The sequence below is a fragment of the Enterobacter dykesii genome, from assembly GCF_008364625.2.
Taxonomy (GTDB): Bacteria; Pseudomonadota; Gammaproteobacteria; order Enterobacterales; family Enterobacteriaceae; genus Enterobacter; species Enterobacter dykesii.
Genome location: NZ_CP126604.1, coordinates 2,137,627 through 2,155,815, shown reverse-complemented (window position 1 = coordinate 2,155,815; position 18,189 = coordinate 2,137,627). Strand labels below are relative to the sequence as shown.

The 18,189-nt window shown below is 62.8% G+C and carries 1 protein-coding gene; it reads right to left on the bottom strand.

Annotated features, from left to right (window positions below; genetic code table 11):
• Positions 1-81: 81 nt before the first annotated feature.
• On the bottom strand, positions 82-18,087 hold the full coding sequence (locus F0320_RS10365) for an Ig-like domain-containing protein (RefSeq protein ID WP_149323768.1): 18,006 nt from the start codon (positions 18,085-18,087) through the stop codon (positions 82-84).
• Positions 18,088-18,189: the final 102 nt, after the last annotated feature.

The window sequence follows — 18,189 nt, the reverse complement described above, 5'->3', positions numbered from 1 at the left end:
TAATCTTGTGAAATATAGGGTTATGGCTATTCATGTAAAGAAACGCAAAAGGCCGCGAGGATCGCTCCCCGCGGCGTTGTTTTACGCAATTAACAGCTGATGGTTCGCCAGCAGCGTCGCCAGATCCGTCTGCACGCCGTTTAGCGTCACCAGGGTGGTTGGCGAGAACTGACCGCCGGTACCGTCCAGGTCAACCTGGATCTCGGTATTGCTGCCGTTCTGCACCACGCGGATGTAATCGCTGATATTGCCCGCGCTGCTGTCCAGCGTGGCCACGCCGTTCACGTAGCTCGCCGAGCCCGTGCCGGTATAGCCGCTGTCGGAGAGCAGATCGCGCAGGTCAATACGATCCGTGTCCGCGGTCCCTTCCCAGGTACCGACCGTGAAGCCGTTCACCACGTCGTGACCGTTACCGCCCGTTGCATCCGAGGCGTTAATCAGCTTGTAGAGCAACGTATCGTGACCGCCGCTGCCGATGTTGAAGGTGTCGTTTCCGCCACGTCCTTCGAACTGGTTATCACCGCTGTTGCCGGTAATAACGTCGTCGTAATCCGAGCCGTTGATGCCTTCAATGTTCAACAGTCGCGTGGTACCGAACCCGGTGTTCTGCGCGGTTGAGAGGCGCAAGTCAACGTTAACGCCGGAGGTCGCGTTGCGGTAATCCACCACGTCCATCCCACCGGTGTTGCTCCAGGTGTCGTAGTCGGAGTGGGTATTCCAGCCGCCGGAACCGTTGTAGGTATAGGTGCCATCCTCTGCGATGAAGGTGTCGTTATACCCGGTCCCGGTGATGGTCCCGCTGTGGCCACCGGTGGCAGCTTCGGCCGTCAGGACATAGCCCTCTTTGCCGTTGCCCGCCTCCAGGCCGGTCCAGGTGACGTTATCCGACACGCCGTTGGTGATCTTCAGGATCTCCGCCGAGTAAGTCTCATTCGGGTCCAGCCCGTAGAAGCTCACCAGCGCAGAGGTATCGTTCGACCCGATACCGGACTGGGCGTTGATGATCTGCGAGGCCACCAGCACGCCCGCGGCGTTGTACAGATTGACCGTGTTACCGTAGTAGGCGTTGATGCCCTCGCTGTCGACAATGTGCAGGTGCATCGCGGTGCCATCAGCAATGGTTTTGCTGTTTTGCACCAGCACCACCTTGCCGTTCTGCTGAGAGACCAGCAGATCCTGCGCGCCGTCCCAGTTGTAGTCCACTGCCGCCACGCCGGTGACGTTCGCCAGGCCTGACGCCAGCTGGCTTGAGGTCCAGGTGGAACCGTAACCGTTGTTGGTGAACAGGGTCGCCGTCTGCGAGCCGCCGTAGGTGCTAAGCTTGATGATGTCCATCTGCCCGTCACCGTTCCAGTCCACCGCCACCGACAGATAGCCCGCCGTGGCGTTAGAGGCTTCCACCGCGCTCTTGGTGGCAGAGAGCTTCCCGGTACCGTCGTTGTAGTAGATCACCCCGCCGTTGTTGTTGTAGCTGCTGCCCAGGTACAGATCCATGTAGCCATCGCCGTTGAAGTCCGCCCACGTCATGGACGCCGCCGTGGTGGTATTCGAGGCGTTGACCACAAACACGTTGGTCAGGTTCTGGCCGATGGAGAGCGTGCCGTTACCGTTGTTGTTGATCACGGTTAACGAGTACGCGCCGCTGCGGTTGGTGTGCTGAACAATATCCACCGTGCCGTCGTTGTTCAGGTCAACCCCGGAAATTTCGCGCCCGGAATCGAACTGACCGTAGAACCCGCCTTCCCCGCCGGTGCCGTCCGGCGACAGAACGCCGTTGTTGTTCACCAGGTAGGTCAGTGAGTCCATACCGGCATCGCCGTACGCCAGATCCAGATAGCCATCCCCGGTTTTGTCGTACGCGATCACGCCGCCGTACCAGATGGTGGTGCCCATCGCCAGCTGGCTGGCGTTATAGGTGCTGCCATCATAGGTCCACATCACCTGCGTGGAGCCGGCGTAGGTGTTCTCGGTCGCGAAGATGTCCTGCGTGCCGTTACGGTCAAAGTCGGCGGCGGTCTGGCTCACCACGTAGTAGCCGCGGGTGTTGGTCAGCGTATTTCCGGCATAGCTCGAATTATCGCTGCTGGAGTAAGACTGGCCGTTAGCAATGATATTCCACAGACCGCTGCTGTTCATGCCGAGGGTCATGGTCGAGTTGTTGCTGTTCCCCGCCGTGGTCGCCCAGTCGGTATTCACCGAAGTGGTATCAATCACCAGGCTGCCGGTCGCCGTACCGGTGGTATTGCCGTTACCCGCGCTGCTCTTCACCTGCGCCGTCACGCTGTAGCTCGACACGCTCAGTGCATCGCCGTTCGGGATCTGCAGATACCAGGTGTTGTGATCCGGGTCGACCACCACCGCACCGCCCGTCTGGGAGGTGTAGGTTTTGCCGTTCACCGTCACCACCAGATATTCACCGTTTACCAGGTCAGCGGAGACGGTACCGCTGACGATCGGCGTAGTGTCCGACGTGGTCTGCGCGGTAATCGCCGCCGTGGTGGTCGGAATGCTGGTATCGACGTTCAGCACAAAGCCGTCCGATTCCGTGTAGTTACCCGCTTTGTCGGTGACGCGCACGATATAGGTGTGATTGCCGTCGCTCAGGCCGTTGTCCTGGAAGGACCAGCTCGCGCTGCCGTTCATGGTCACCTGGCCGAGCAGAACGCCGTCACGGTAGAGCTGCACAATTTCACCGTCGTCCGGGGCGCGGTTAAGCGTCCCGTTGATCAGCGGCGAGTTATCGTCGGTTGCCACCGCGCTGCCAAAGGTGCCCTGACGCTCGCCTTCGCCGTCGGTATAGCTCACTACCGTGCCTACCGTCGCTGGCGGCGTGGTGTCCACGGTCACCACCTGAGAGGCGGTGGAGCCCACGTTGCCCGCCTGGTCGATAATCCGTACCTGGTAGGTATAGTCCCCGTCAGCCAGATCGCGGGTATCGGTGTAGCTCCAGCGCTGGTTGGTGACCGTGGTATCGAGCCAGGTATTCCCGCCGTCGAGGCTGATCTGCACGCGCTCGTCGTTTGCCAGCGCGCTGCCCAGCGAACCGTTGATGGTCAGCGTAGTGTCCATGGTAATGAAATCACTGCCGGACTGGCCGGTATCTTCGCTGATGCTGTCGATGGTGACGCCGTACTGCGGCGCCTGGGTATCCACCGTCACCGCCTGCGAGGTGGTGGCTCCGACGTTCCCCGCCTGGTCAACGACCCGCACCTGATAGTTATGGCTACCGTCGGTCAGGGTACGGGTGTCGCTGTAGCTCCACTGCGTCCCGCTGACGGTGGCGTACACCCAGGTGCTGCCGCCGTCCATGCTCACCTGCACGAATTCACCCGCGCCGAGCTCTGCGCCAAGCGTTCCGTGCAGCGTGTACGAGGTCGAACTGGTCAGGAAGTCGTTATTGTCGAAGCCGGTATCCACGGTGATGTTATCCACGGTCACCGTAATAGCCGCATCCGGGGCGACCGTATCGACGGTCACCTGCTGATGGGCGCTGGCCCCCACGTTGCCGGCGGCATCCACCACGCGAACGTAGTAGTCATAGGTCTGGTTACCCAGCGTGCGGCTATCGACGTAGTACCAGCTGTTGCCGGTGACGATGACGTTTTGCCAGGTCACGCCGCCGTCGATGCTGATCTGGGCATATTCGCCGTCGGCCAGCGTCGCGCCGAGCGAGCCGTGCAGCGTCAGGGACGTATCGTTGGTGATAAAGTCGCTGCTGCTCAGGCCGGTATCGTCGCTGATGCTGTCGATAGCGATCGTTTTGCTGGCGTCCGGCGCAACCGTATCAATGGTCACCACCTGGCTGGCGGTGGCGCTGATATTGCCCGCGTCGTCAATCACGCGCAGCTGGTAGTTGTAATCCCCATCGGCCAGCGTGCGGCCATCGACATAGGTCCAGCTCAGGCCGCTGACGCTGACGTCGGTCCAGGTGACGCCGCCGTCAAGGCTGATCTGCGCGTGGTCGCCGCTGCCCAGCGCCGCGCCGAGCGTCCCTTTCAGGCTGATCTGGCTGTCGCTGGTGATAAAGTCGCTGCCGGACAGCCCGGTATCCTGGGTGATGGAATCGACCGTAATAGTGCTTGCCGCAGGCTTAGTCAGGTCAATCACCACGTCCTGGCTGTCCGTTGCCCCCACGTTCCCGGCGTTATCGATAACGCGCACCTGGTACTGATACGTACCGTCCGTCAGGGTGCGGCCATCGGTGTAGCGCCAGGTGGTGCCGGTCACGGTCAGGTCAATCCAGGTGGTGCCGCCGTCGAGGCTGATCTGCGCCTTCTCGTTGTTGCCGAGCTGCGCGGTCAGCGAGCCGTTGACCACGATCTGGCTGTCGTTGGTGATGAAATCACTCGCGCTCAGGCCGGTATCGTTTTGCAGCGAATCAATCGTAATGCCCATCGACGGCGCGGTGAGATCCACGGTCACGGTGTGGTTATCGCTGCCGCTGTTGCCGATGGTGTTGCTGACCTGCGCGTTGATGACGTAAGAACCGCCGTCTGCCAGCGCGGTCACGTCTGCGCTGCCCACCGTATAGCTCCAGCTGCCGTCATTCTGGACGGTCGCCGTGTAGGTTTTACCGTTAAGCGTGATGGTCACCGTCTGGCCCGCCGGGGCGTCGGTGGTACCGCTGACGACCAGCGGCGTACCGTGCTCGGCGGCGTTGACGATATCGTCCTGCGCAAAGGTGTTAATGGTGATGGTTGGGACATCGCCGTTCAGCGTTACGTCGTGCGTCGCGCTGCCCGGGTTGCCCGCCTTATCGCTTACCGAAGCGGTGATGGTGTACTCCCCGTCGCTCAGGCCGAGGAAATCACGGCCCGGCACGAAGACCGACCACGAACCGTCTGCCGCGACGGTCGCCTGATAGCTGTGCCCGTTGAAGGAGACGGTCACCGTCTGGCCCTGTTCCGCCGTGGTGGTGCCGCTGATGGTCTGGCCCGCCAGCTGCTCCGCGTTGTTGACGATGTCGTCATCGGCGACGGTGCTGATGGTCACGGTTGGCGCGACGGTATCCACCGTTAAGGTGTGCGTGGTCTGGCCGCTGTTACCGGCTTTGTCGTTGACCGAGGCGGTGACCGTCAGCGCGCCCTGGCTCAGGGCGGCCAGATCTGCCGCCGGAACATCCAGCGTCCACGTCCCGTCGTTCGCGACGGTGGCGGTGTAGGATTTGCCGCCCAGCGTCACGGTGACGGTCTGACCCGCCTCCGCGCTGGAAGAGCCGTGCACGGTCAGCGGCTGCTGCGCTTCTGTCGCGTTCAGCATGTCGTCAGCCGACAGCGTCGCGATGCTCACCACCGGCGCAGTGGTATCCACGCTGATGCCGTGCGTCGCCGACGCGCTGTTGCCCGCGCTGTCCTGCGCCGACACGGACACCTGATAGCTCGCGCCATCGGCCAGGGCGCCCACGTCGGCGGCCGGTACGGTGGTCGTCCAGCTGCCGTCGCTCTGGATGGTGGCCGTATAGCTCTTGCCGTTCAGCGTCACGGTGACCAGGGTCCCGCTGGCGAACTGCGCGCTGGAGCCGTTAATCACCAGCGAGTTGCCCGCCTCAGCCGCGTTGATGACGTCATCGCCGCTGAGGGTATTGATGGTCAGCGCCACGGAGGCGGTGTTCACTACCACGTCGTGAGTCTGGGTGCTGCTGTTGCCCGCGCTGTCGGTAATCGTCGCACTGAGGGTCACGGTGCCGTCGGTCAGCGCGGAAATCACGCTGGCCGGAACGCCCACGCTCCAGTTACCGCTGGCGTCAACGGTGGTGGTGTACTGGTTCGAACCGATGGTGATGACCAGCTTATCGCCGACGGCCGCGCCGGTTGCCGTGCCGCTGACGATCTGCGCCTGCCCGTGCTCCACGCTGTTGATGACGTCATCGCCCGCGACAGCGTTAAAGCTGACGGTCGGCGGCGTAGTATCAAGCGTAATCGCTTTGCCCGCGCTGCCCGGGTTACCCGCGGCGTCGCTCACGCTGACCTGCACGGTGTAGCCGTTATCCGCCAGAGCGGACAGGTCGGTACCCGGCACGTTCACGCTCCAGATTCCACCCTGCTGCACCTGCGCGGTATAGCTCTTACCGCCCAGCGCCACGGTGACCGTCTGACCGACTTCCGCCGTGGTGGTGCCGGAAATGGCCACGCCCGCAGACGCTTCGCTGGCGTTAATCACGTTATCGCCTGCGACCGTATCGATGGTCACGGTTGGCGCGGAGGCGTCCACGCTGTACTCCCGGCCCGCCGAGGCGCTGTTGCCGTGCGCGTTGGTGACGCTCACCTGCACGCTGGCATCGCCGTCCTTCAGGCCCGCGAGATCCGCAGACGGCACGGTGGCCGTCCAGTTACCGTCGGCATCCACTTTCGCGGTGTACGTCTTGCCGCCGAAGGTGATGGTAACGGTCTGGTTTTCCTCCACGTTCGAGGTGCTGCCGGACAGCACCAGATCCGCGCCTTTCTCCGCGGCGTTAATCACGTCGTCGGTGGCAATCGCATCGATGCTGACGGCAACGGCAGACAGATCGACGGTGACATCGTGGCTGATGGTTATCGGGTTGCCCGCCGCGCTCTGGCCTGCAACGGTGACGGTGACCGTACCTGCTGAGAAGGCGCCGACGTCTGCCGCCGGGATCGCCGCGCTCCAGGTGCCGTCTGCCAGCACGGAGGCCGCATAGGTTTTGCCGTTGACGGTCACGGTGAGCGTGGTGCCTGCCGCCAGCCCGTCGCTGGTGCCGGTGACGATGAGGTTTTGACCGTGCTCGATGCTGTTGATCACATCGTCGCCCGCCACGGTATCGACGCGCAGGCCCGGCAGGCTGGCGTCGATAGTGATTTCGCGCTCGCCCGCGCCGGTGTTGCCGTGGCCGTTGGTGACGGTCGCCGACACGGTCAAATCACCGTTGCCCAGCGCGGTCAGGACGGATTCCGGCACGTTAACGGACCAGGTCAAATCGTTCTGTACCGTCGCGGTGTACGTATTGCCGCCAATGGATACGGTGACGGTATTGCCCGCTTCCGCGTTCGCTACCTTGCCGCTGATGGTCTGGCCCGCGGCCACTTCCGCCGCGTTGATGACGTTATCGCCCGCAATGGTGTTGATGGTAACGGTCGGCAGCGCGGTATCGACCAGCAGGGTCGCCGTATTGCTGACGCTGTTGCCCACGCCGTTGGTCGCGGCTGCGTTCAGGGTGTAGTTGGCTTCGCCCAGACCCGCGAGATCCGCTGCCGGAACCGTCAGGCTCCAGGAGCCGTCTGCCGCGGTCGTAGCCGTGTAGTTTTTGCCGTTGAGGGTCACGGTCACCACGGTGCCTTCCGCCAGGTTGGCGCTGGTGCCGCTCACGCTCAGATCCTGACCTTTTTCCACCGCGTTCAGCACGTTATCGCCGCTGATGGCGTTGAACGCCACGGACGGCAGGCCGGTATCGACGGTCACGTTATGCGTGCCGGTGCCGGTATTGCCCGCCGCGTCGGTGACGGACGCCGTGACGGTCACGGTGCCGTCGCTGAGGCCGGAAATCACGCTCGCCGGGACGCCGACGCTCCAGTTCCCCGCCGCGTCCAGCACGGTGGTGTAGGTCTGACCGTCGATGGTCACGGTGACCTTATCGCCCGCTGCCGCGCCGGTGGCGGTGCCGCTGATGATGTGCGCCTGGCCATGCTCAACAAGGTTAATCACGTCGTCGCCCGCCACGGTGTTGATGGTCACCGCCGGAACGGTGACGTCCACTGTCAGGTTATGATCAACGGACGCCGGGTTACCCGCCTTGTCGCTGACGCTTGCGGTGACGGTCACGCTGCCGTCCGTCAGGGCCGCAACATCGGCCGCCGGGACGTTCAGCGTCCAGCTGCCGTCCGCGCCTGCGGTTGTGGTGTAGTCTTTGCCGTTCAGCGTCACGGTCACCGTCTGGCCCGCTTCGGCGGTGGTGGTGCCGGACACGGTCAGGTCGCTCTTCGCTTCGGCGGCATTCAGGATATCGTCGGTCGCCAGGGTATGAATGGTCACGGACGGCGCGGTCGCATCCACGCTGTACTCGCGGCCCGCCGAGGCGCTGTTGCCGTTCACGTTGGTGACGCTCACCTGCACGCTGGCATCGCCATCCTTCAGACCCGCCAGATCCGCAGACGGCACGGTGCAGGTCCAGTTACCGCTGTCGTCTACTGTCGCGGTATAGATTTTGCCGTTCAGGCTGATGGTCACGGTCTGCCCGGCTTCAACGTTGGTGGTCGCACCGGACAGCACCAGATCCGCGCCCTTCTCCGCCGCGTTAATTACGTCGTCGGTGGCGATGGCGTTGATGCTGATGGCAACGGTCGCCAGATCCACCGTCACGTCGTGGCTGATGGTAATCGGATTGCCCGCTGAGCTGTCGCCGGTCACGCTGATTTTGACGGTGCCTTCCGGCCACGCGCTCACGTCGGTAGACGGAACAGCTGCACTCCAGGTGCCGTCCGCCAGCACCGTAGCCGCATAGTTTTTGCCGTTGACGGTGACGGTCAGCGCCGTGCCTGGCGCCAGCCCGTCGCTGGATCCGCTGACGATCAGGTTCTGCGCATGCTCGATGCTGTTGACCACGTTGTCGCCCGCCACGGTATCGACGCGCAGACCCGGCAGGTTAGCGTCGATCGCGATCTCGCGCTCGCCGGTGCCGGTGTTGCCGTGGCCGTTGGTGACGGTCGCCGTCACGCTCAGGCTGCCGTTGCCGAGCGCCGTCAGCACGTCAGACGGCACGTTCACGGACCAGGTCAGATCGCTCTGCACCGTCGCGGTGTAGCTGTTGCCGCCAATGGTCACGGTCACGGTATTGCCCGCTTCGGCATTCGCCACGGTGCCGCTCAGGGTCTGGCCTGCGGCCACTTCCGCCGCGTTGATGACGTTATCGCCCGCCACGGTGTTGATGGTGACGGTCGGCAGCGCGGTGTCCACCAGCAGGGTCGCAGTGTTGCTCACGCTGTTACCCACGCCGTTGGTGGCGGTCGCGTTCAGGGTGTAGTTGGCCTGACCGAGACCGGCCAGATCCGCTGCCGGAACCGTCAGGCTCCAGGTGCCGTCTGCCGCCGTGGTAGCCGTGTAGTTTTTACCGTTGAGGGTCACGGTCACCACGGTGCCTTCTGCCAGGTTGGCGCTGGTGCCGCTGACGCTCAGATCCTGACCCTTCTCTACCGCGTTCAGGACGTTGTCATCGCTGATGGCGTTAAAGGCCACCGACGGTAGGCCGGTTTCGACGGTCACGTCATGGCTGCCGGTACCGGTGTTGCCCGCCGCGTCGGTAACCGACGCCGTGACGGTCACGGTGCCGTCGCTGAGGCCGGAAATCACGCTTGCCGGTACGCCCACGCTCCAGTTACCCGCCGCGTCCAGCACGGTGGTGTAAGTCTGGCCGCCGATGGTGACGGTCACCTTATCGCCCGCTGCCGCGCCGGTGGCGGTGCCGCTGATAACGTGTGCCTGACTGTGTTCAGCCACGTTAATCACATCATCACCCGCGATCGTGTTGATAGTGACCGCAGGAACGGTCACATCCACCGTCAGGTTGTGGTCTACGGACGCCGGGTTACCCGCCTTGTCGCTGACCGAAGCGGTAACGATGACGCTACCGTCGGTTAATCCTGCCAGATCGGCCGCCGGAACGTTCAGCGTCCAGCTGCCGTCCGCGCTGACGGTTGTGGTGTAGTCTTTGCCGTTCAGCGACACGGTCACCGTCTGGCCCGCTTCGGCGGTACTGGTACCGGACACGGTCAGATCGCTCTTCGCTTCGGCGGCATTAAGAATGTCGTCCGTCGCTAGGGTGTTGATGGTCACGGACGGCGCGGTCGCATCCACGCTGTACTCGCGGCCCGCCGAGGCGCTGTTGCCGTTGACGTTGGTGACGCTCACCTGCACGCTGGCGTCGCCGTCTTTCAGACCCGCCAGATCGGCCGCTGGCACCGTGGTCGTCCATTTGCCGTCGGCGCCTACGGTCGCGGTGTAGCTCTTGCCGCCGAAGGTGATGGTAACGGTCTGGTTTTCCTCAACGTTCGAGGTCGCCCCGGAGAGCACCAGATCTGCGCCCTTCTCGGCGGCGTTAATCACGTCGTCGGCGGCAATCGCATCGATGCTGATGGCAACGGTCGCCAAATCCACCGTCACCTCATGGCTGATGGAGACCGGATTACCGGCGCTGCTCTGGCCCGCAACGGTGACGGTGACCGTGCCTGCATTCAGCGCACCCACGTCCGCAGCCGGGATCGCCGCACTCCAGGTGCCGTCCGCCAGCACGGTCGCCGGATAGGTTTTGCCGTTGACGGTCACGGTCAGCGCCGCGCCCGCCGCCAGCCCGTCGCTGGAGCCGGTGATAATCAGGTTCTGTCCGTGTTCGATGCTGTTGATCACGTCGTCACCCGCCACGGTATCCACGCGCAGGCCCGGCAGGTTAGCGTCGATAGTGATATCACGCTCGCCCGTTCCGCTATTGCCCACGCCGTTCGTGACGCTGGCTGACACGGTCAAATCACCGTTACCCAGCGCGGTCAGGACGTCGGACGGCACGTTAACGGACCAGGTGAGATCGCTCTGCACCGTGGCGGTGTAGCTGTTGCCGCCAATGGTCACGGTCACGGTGTTGCCCGCTTCGGCATTCACCACCTTACCGCTGATGGTCTGCCCGGCTGCCACCTCCGCCGCGTTAATGACGTCGTCACCCGCAATGGTGTTGACGATCACGCCCGGCAGAACGGACTCCACGTTCACGGTGTGCGACGTGCTGGTATTGTTGCCGACGCTGTCCGTTGCTGAGGCGGTAATGGTGTACAACGCTTCACCCAACGCGCCGACCTGATCCGCCGGAACGGTAGTCGTCCATTTCCCGTTATCGTCCACCTGCGCGCTGTACGCTTTGCCGTTCAGCATCACGGTCACCACCGCGCCTGCCGCCAGGCCGGAAGCCGTACCGGAGATCGTCAGATCCTGGGTTTTCTCGGCGTTGTTGATCACATCGTCACCGGAAACGGTGTCAATGGTCAGCCTCGGCGCGGTCAGATTCACCTCTACGCCGTGCGTGGCGCTGTTGCTGTTGCCCGCTTTATCGGTCAGCGCCGCTGTAATGGTGTAATCTCCGGCGGCCAGCGCGGTAACGTCCGCCGCAGGCACGCCAACGCTCCAGTTGCCTGAGGCATCCAGAGTGGCGGTGTACGATTTGCCGTTGAGGGTAACGGTGACCACATCACCCGCCGCCGCGCCGGTCACGGAACCGGTGACAATCAAGGCCTGCGCATGCTCGGCGCTGTTGATCACGTCGTCGTCGGAAACGGTGTGGATGGTCAGCTGTGGGACGGTGATATCGACCAGCACGTCGCGATCCGCAGAGGCCGGGTTGCCCGCCTTATCAGACACGGCGGCGCTGATGGTGTAGTTGCCGTCGGTAATACCGCTCAGATCCGCGGACGGCACGGTCACGCTCCAGCTGCCGTTAGCCTCAACGGTGGTGGTGTAGTCCACGCCGTTCAGCGTCACGGTGACGGTCTGGCCCGCTTCGGCGTTGGTCACGCCGTTAACGACCAGATCCTGCTGCGCTTCGGCCGCATTGATGATGTTGTTGTCGCTGACAATTTCAATAGACACCGTCGGCGAGGTGGCGTCCACGCTGTACTCGCGGCCTGCCGACGCGCTGTTGCCGTTCACGTTGGTGACGCTTACCTGCACGCTGGCATCGCCGTCCTTCAGGCTGCCCAAATCGGCAGACGGTACGGTGGTCGTCCAGTTGCCGTCGGCATCCACCGTCGCGGTGTACGACTTGCCGCCGAAGGTGATGGTGACGGTCTGGTTTTCTTCCACGTTGGTGGTGGAGCCGGACAGCACCAGGTCCGCGCCTTTCTCCGCCGCGTTGATCACGTCGTCGGTGGCGATGGCGTTGATGCTGATAGCGACTGCCGCCAGATCCACCTTCACGTCATGGCTGATGGAAACCGGATTGCCCGCCGCGCTCTGGCCGTCCACGGTCACGGTGACCGTGCCCGCATTCAGCGCGCTGACGTCCGCCGCCGGAATGGCTGCCGTCCAGGTCCCGTCCGCCAGCACGGTGGCCGCGTAGGTTTTGCCGTTGACGGTGACCGTTAACGCCGCGCCCGTTGTCAGGCCTTCGCTGGAGCCGGAGATAATTAGATTCTGGGCGTGCTCAATGCTGTTGATCACGTCGTCGCCCGCCACGGTATCGACGCGCAGGCCCGGCAGGTTGGCATCAATGGTAATGTCGCGCTCGCCGGTTCCGGTATTGCCGTGGCCGTTGGTGACGCTGGCTGACACGGTCAGATCGCCGTTCCCGATGGCGGTTAAGACCGTGGACGGCACGTTGACCGACCAGCTCAGATCGTCCTGAACCGTCGCGGTGTAGGTGTTGCCACCAACTGAAATAGTGACAGTGTCACCGCTCGCCGCGCCGCTTACTTTGCCGCTCAGGGTCTGCCCGGCAGCCACTTCCGCTGCGTTGATAACATCGTCCGTGGCGACAGGGTTGATGGTGACCTGCGGCAGCGCGCTGTCGACCAGCACGCTGTGGCCGGTGCTCGCGCTGTTGCCCGCGGTGTCGGTTACGCTCGCCGTCACCACGTAGCTCGCTTCGCCCAGCGCGGAGACATTTGACGCCGGAACGGTGACGCTCCAGCTGCCGCTGGCGTCGGTGGTGGCCGTATAGCCGATCCCGTTCAGGGTCACTATGATGGTGGTTCCGTCCGGCTGGTTGCTGGTGCCGGACACCAGCAGATCCTGGCCTTTCTCGGTCGCGTTGATCACGTCGTCAGCCGCCAGGGTATTGATGGCTATCACCGGCGCGGTCAGGGAAACGTCAAACGCGTGCGTCTCGGTGGTGCTGTTACCGGCTTTATCGGTGAGGGTCGCGGAGATCGTCTGTTCGCCGTTAACCAGCGCGCCCACGTCCGCCGCCGGAACGCCCACGCTCCAGCTGCCGGACGCGTCCAGCATGGCGGTGTAGTCTTTGCCGTTCAGGGTCACGGTAATCACGTCACCCGCCTGCGCGCCCGTGACCTTACCGGAGACGATCAGCGCCTGGCCGTGCTCGGCAATATTCACGACGTCGTCGCCCGCGACGATGTTGAATGAAATCTGCGGTACGGTGGTATCGACCAGCACCGAGGAGCCCGCGCTGGCCGGGTTGCCAGCCTTATCGGACACGGTCACCGTGACCGCCGCGCTGCCGTCGGCGATGCCTGCCATATCCGCCGCAGGCACGTCCAGCGTCCAGCTGCCGTCCGCCTGCACCTGAGCGGTGTACTGATTGCCGTTGAAGGTCACGGTGACCGTCTGGCCTGCTTCGGCAGTCGAGGTGCCGCTCAGGGTCAGATCCTGCGCCGCCTCAGCCGCATTAAGCATGTTATCGCCGCTGATGGTGTTAATGGTCACCGTCGGCGCGGCGGTATCGACGCTGAATTCCTGCGCCGAAGACGCCGCGTTGCCGTTCACGTTGGTGACGGTTACCTGCACGCTGGCGTCACCGTCTTTCAGGCTGCTCAAATCGGCTGCCGGAACGGTCCAGGTCCAGTCGCCGTTGGCATCCACCGTCGTGGTATAGGTTTTACCCGCGAAGGTGATGGTCACGGTCTGACCCGCTTCAACGTTGGACGTGGTGCCGGAAAGCACCAGATCCTGGCCTTTTTCCGCCGCGTTGAGCACGTTATCGTCGGTCACGCTGCTGATGGTGATGGCGACAGGCGCGAGATCGACGTCCACGACGGTGCCGATAGCCACCGGGTTGCCGGAAGCATCCTGCGCGCTTGCCTTGATATCCAGCGAACCGTCCGTCCACTGGGACACATCAGCCGCCGGTACTGCCGCCTGCCAGGTACCGTCCGCCAGCACCGTTGCAGAATAGGCTTTACCGTTAATGGTCACGGTTACGGCGCTGCCCGCCGCCAGATCGGTGCTGGTACCGGACACAATCAGGTTCTGGGCGTGTTCGATCGCGTTAATGACGTTATCGCCCGCGACGGTATCAATGCGCAGCCCCGGGAGCTGGGCGTCGATGGTGAAGTCGAGAGAAGAAGAGCCGGTATTGCCGTGGCCGTTGGTCACGCTGGCGGATACGGTGAGGTCGCCGTTGCCGAGCGCGGTGAACTGGTTCTCACTTAACGGCAGGCTCCAGGTGAGATCGTCCTGCACGGTGGCCGTGTACGTCTGGCCGCCAAGGATGATAGTGACAGTGTCACCTGACGCCGCGTTCGTCACCTTACCGGTCAGGGTTTGCCCTGCCGCCACTTCCGCTGCGTTGACGATATTATCGCCCGCCAGCGTGTCGATCGTGACCACCGGCAGCGAGCTGTCCACCAGCACATCGTGCGAGGTTGAAGCGCTGTTACCTACGTTATCCGTGACGCTCGCCGTCACGGTGTAATGGGCTTCTCCCAGCGCGCTTACGGCCGAGGCCGGTACGGTCACGCTCCAGTTTCCGCTGGCGTCAGCGGTGGCGGTGTACTGAATGCCGTTCAGAGTCACCGTAATGGTTGTACCTTCCGGCTGGTTGCTGGTGCCGGAGAGCAGCAGATCTTCGCCCTTCTCGGTCGCGTTGATCACGTCGTCCGCCGCCAGCGTGTTGATACCGATGACAGGCGTCAAGGTGTTCACCACCACATCCAGCGAATTGCTTCCGGTGTTGCCGGATCTGTCGGTCACGGAGACGTCGATAGTCCAGGTGCCGTCGGTCAGCCCCTGTACGACGGATGCAGGCAGGCCAAGGCTCCAGTTGCCGGATGCATCCACCACGGTGGTGTAGTCGACGCTGTTAATGGTGATGGTGACCGGGTCGCCCGCCGCCGCACCGGTGACGGAACCGCTCAGGATCTGCGCCTGTGAATGGGCGAGCTGGTTTACGGTGTTGGTGTCGGTGACAAAGTCGTTGATGGTCACCTGCGGTACGGTCGCGTCCACCAGACCCACGCGATCGGCGCTGCTGGCGTTGCCCGCCACGTCGCTGACGGTGGCCGTCACGGTAACGATGCCATCCGTCAGGGCACCCACATCTGCCGCCGGGACGCTCAGCTGCCAGGTACCGTCCGTCTGGACCGTGGTCTGATACGTTTTGCCGTTCAGCGTCACGGTGACCGTCTGGCCGGGTTCCGCACTGCTGCTGCCGCTTAACAGTAAATCCTGCTGCGCTTCAGCGGCATTGATGATGTTGTCGGCGGTCAGGTTATCGAGCGTAATCGCCGGAGGCTGCGTATCCACCGTGACCACGCGCGACGCGTCGGCGCTGTTGCCGCTGACGTTAGTGACGCTGACGCTCACCTGCGCGCGCCCGTCGATCAGGGTTTCCATGGCGCTGGCGGGTACGGTCAGGCTCCAGGTGCCATCCTGCTGCACCTGCGCGGTGAAGGTCTGGTCGGCGAATTTCACCACCACGGTCTGCCCCGCCTCCACGCCCTGCGTCTGGCCGGAAAGGGTTAAATCACTGCCTTTTTCTGCCGCATTCAGCAGGTCATCGCCGGAGACGGTATCAATGGTGACCGCCACGGCGTTCAGATCGAGTTCAATCGGGTGTTCAGCCGCAACCGGATTGCCCCAGGCATCTACCGCGCTGACGCTAACCGTCATGCCGCCCGCCGTCCAGGCCTGCAGGTCCGCCGCCGGAACGCCGATCTGCCAGTTGCCGCTGGCGTTCACCGCGGTAACGTACTCCACGTTGTTGATGGTGACGATAATCTGCGTGCCTGCGGCCAGATGGGTGCTGGAGCCGGTGACGCTCAGATCCTGCTGCTGTTCGATGGCGTTGATCACGTCATCGCCGGAAATGGTGTTCACGCGCAGACCCGGCAGCTCCGCGTTGATGTTGATATCACGCTCGCCGGTGCCGGTATTGCCGTGCCCGTTGGTGACGGACGCGCTGAAGGTTAAATCCCCGTCGCCGAATGCCTGAAGATCCGCTGACGGGATTTTCACGCTCCAGGTCAGATCGCTTCCAACCGTCGCGGTGTAGCTCTTGCCGCCGGCTGTGATGGAGACGGTATCGCCCGCCACCGCGCCGGTAACGCGACCGCTGAGGGTTTGATCGACGCCCGCTTCGGCGTTATTGACCAGATTGTCGCCCGCAAACGTATTGATAATGACCTGCGGAAGTACGGTATCCACCAGCAGGTTCGCCTCGGCAGAACCGCTGTTACCCACGCTGTCGGTCCCGCTGACGCTGACGGTATAAAGCGTGTTCGCCAGATTCAGGACGTCGGAAACCGGCACCTGGACTGCCCAGATACCGTTTTCTACGGTGGCCTGATAGCTGACGTTGTTGAGCGTCACGGTGATGGCGCTGCCGTCCGGCAGATTGCTGGTGCCGGTCAGGCTCAGCGGCTGCATCGCCTCCTGGGCATTCAGGACGTTATCCTGGCTGATGGCGTCAATCGTAAATTCAGGCGGGTGTCCGCTCAGCGTAATGCCGTGCGTGGCGCTGCCGGTGTTGCCTGCCGCGTCAGTGACGGAAACCGAAAGCGTGTGGTTGCCTTCACCCAGCGCGCCCAGCACGGACGCCGGAACGCCCACGCTCCAGCTGCCGTCCGCCAGCACCACGCCGGTGAAGGTCTGGCCGCCAAGAGTCACGGTGACCACATCGCCCGCCGCCGCGCCGCTCGCCTGCCCGGAGATAATCTGCGCCTGGCCCTGCTCGCTGATATTGAGGGTATCGTCGCCCGCCACGGTATGGATGGTGACGACCGGCGCGGCGGTATCCACCGTGAAATCTGCCGTTACGGACGAGCCGTTGCCCGCTTTGTCGCTAACGTTAACCGTCAGGGTGTGATTGCCCTCACTCAGCGCCTGCACGTCGTTCACATCAAGCGTGACGGACCAGGTGCCGTCGCTGCCCACCGTGGCGTTATAGTTTTTACCGTTCAGCGTGACCGTGACGATCTGACCCGCTTCCGCGTTCGTTTTACCGGTCAGGGTCAGAGGCTGGTTGTGCTCAGCCGCATTAATGATGTTGTCCTGCGCGAGGGTATCGACAGAGAGGGTTGGCGCAGTGGTATCCACGCCAATCGTCTGGCTTCCGCTGACGGTGTTACCCGCCGCGTCTTTACCGCTAACGTTCACCATCCAGGTACCATCGCCCAGCGCCTGCGCGTCTGCCGCAGGGACGTCAACGCGCCACGCGCCGTCTGCTCCCACTTCAGCCGCGTAGGTTTTGCCGTTCAGCGTCACGGTGAGTTCGGTACCCTGCGCCAGGTTTTTGCTGGCACCCGAAAGCGTAAAGCCCGCGGATTGCTCGCTGGCGTTCAGCACGTTATCGCCCGCCGTGGTGGCCAGCGTAATGGCGGCCTCGGCGGTAGAGACCGTCACGGTGATACTGCCCGCTGAGGTGGTTTTACTGCCGTCGATCTGCACGACTGACCAGGTGTGCTCCCCGTCCGTCTGGGTCGGTAACATTACCGTCCAGGTGCCGTCTTTACCGACCATGGTGCTGGCAATGGTGCTGCCGCTGCTGTCTTTGATCTGGATGGTCGCACCCGGCTGACCGGTGCCGCTAAAGGTTGGGTTGCTGTCGTCCGTGATCTCGTTTGCACTCAGCACGCCCTGCTTGTCACCCGCTTTATCCGAGAGCAAGAAGGTCGGCGTAGCGCTTTCAACTTCTTTGGTGTTATCAATAACTTTGGTTTTAGTTTCGCCGTCACCGCCGTTTGCCAGCAGTGCCCCGATAGCACCGCCACCTAATGCCGCTCCCGCAATCCAGCCCCAAGGGGCGTCGCTTAAGACGCTTTCCTGCTCGAGGAAAGGCTGAATGCTGCTAATCGGTGTGGCCTGCGCGGTTAACTCGGTCACCGCAGCACCCGATGCTTCCCCGGTATCGGCAAAAGAAATATGCGTCAGTTCCTGACGATCGTTGAATACCAGCTCTGACTGATTATGCGTTTCAGGATCTTCAACAAAATAGTTATTGCAGCGAATAACGCTGCCATCTTTCATATAAATGAGGAGATCTTTACCCTGGCGGACATAGCGCACCACATCCTGAGCAGAACCCTGGATTTCAATCACGCTCGGGGATGAAATAGAGACCGACAGATTTCCTTCGCCGGTTAATTTCGTTTTCTCCGCCGTTTTGCGAATGATGACATCAACAACTTTTACGTTACTCATATTCTTCTCCTTGCAGGTGTACGGATTCCTGTGGATATGTCCACCAGACGGATGTAGCTATCCCTGGGAAAAAACACCCATTATTGTCAGACTTATTTCGCG

What these genes read in the sequence shown, in the direction of transcription:
- F0320_RS10365 (WP_149323768.1), bottom strand. Translation starts at nt 18,087, where the DNA reads ATGAGTAACGTAAAAGTTGTTGATGTCATCATTCGCAAAACGGCGGAG.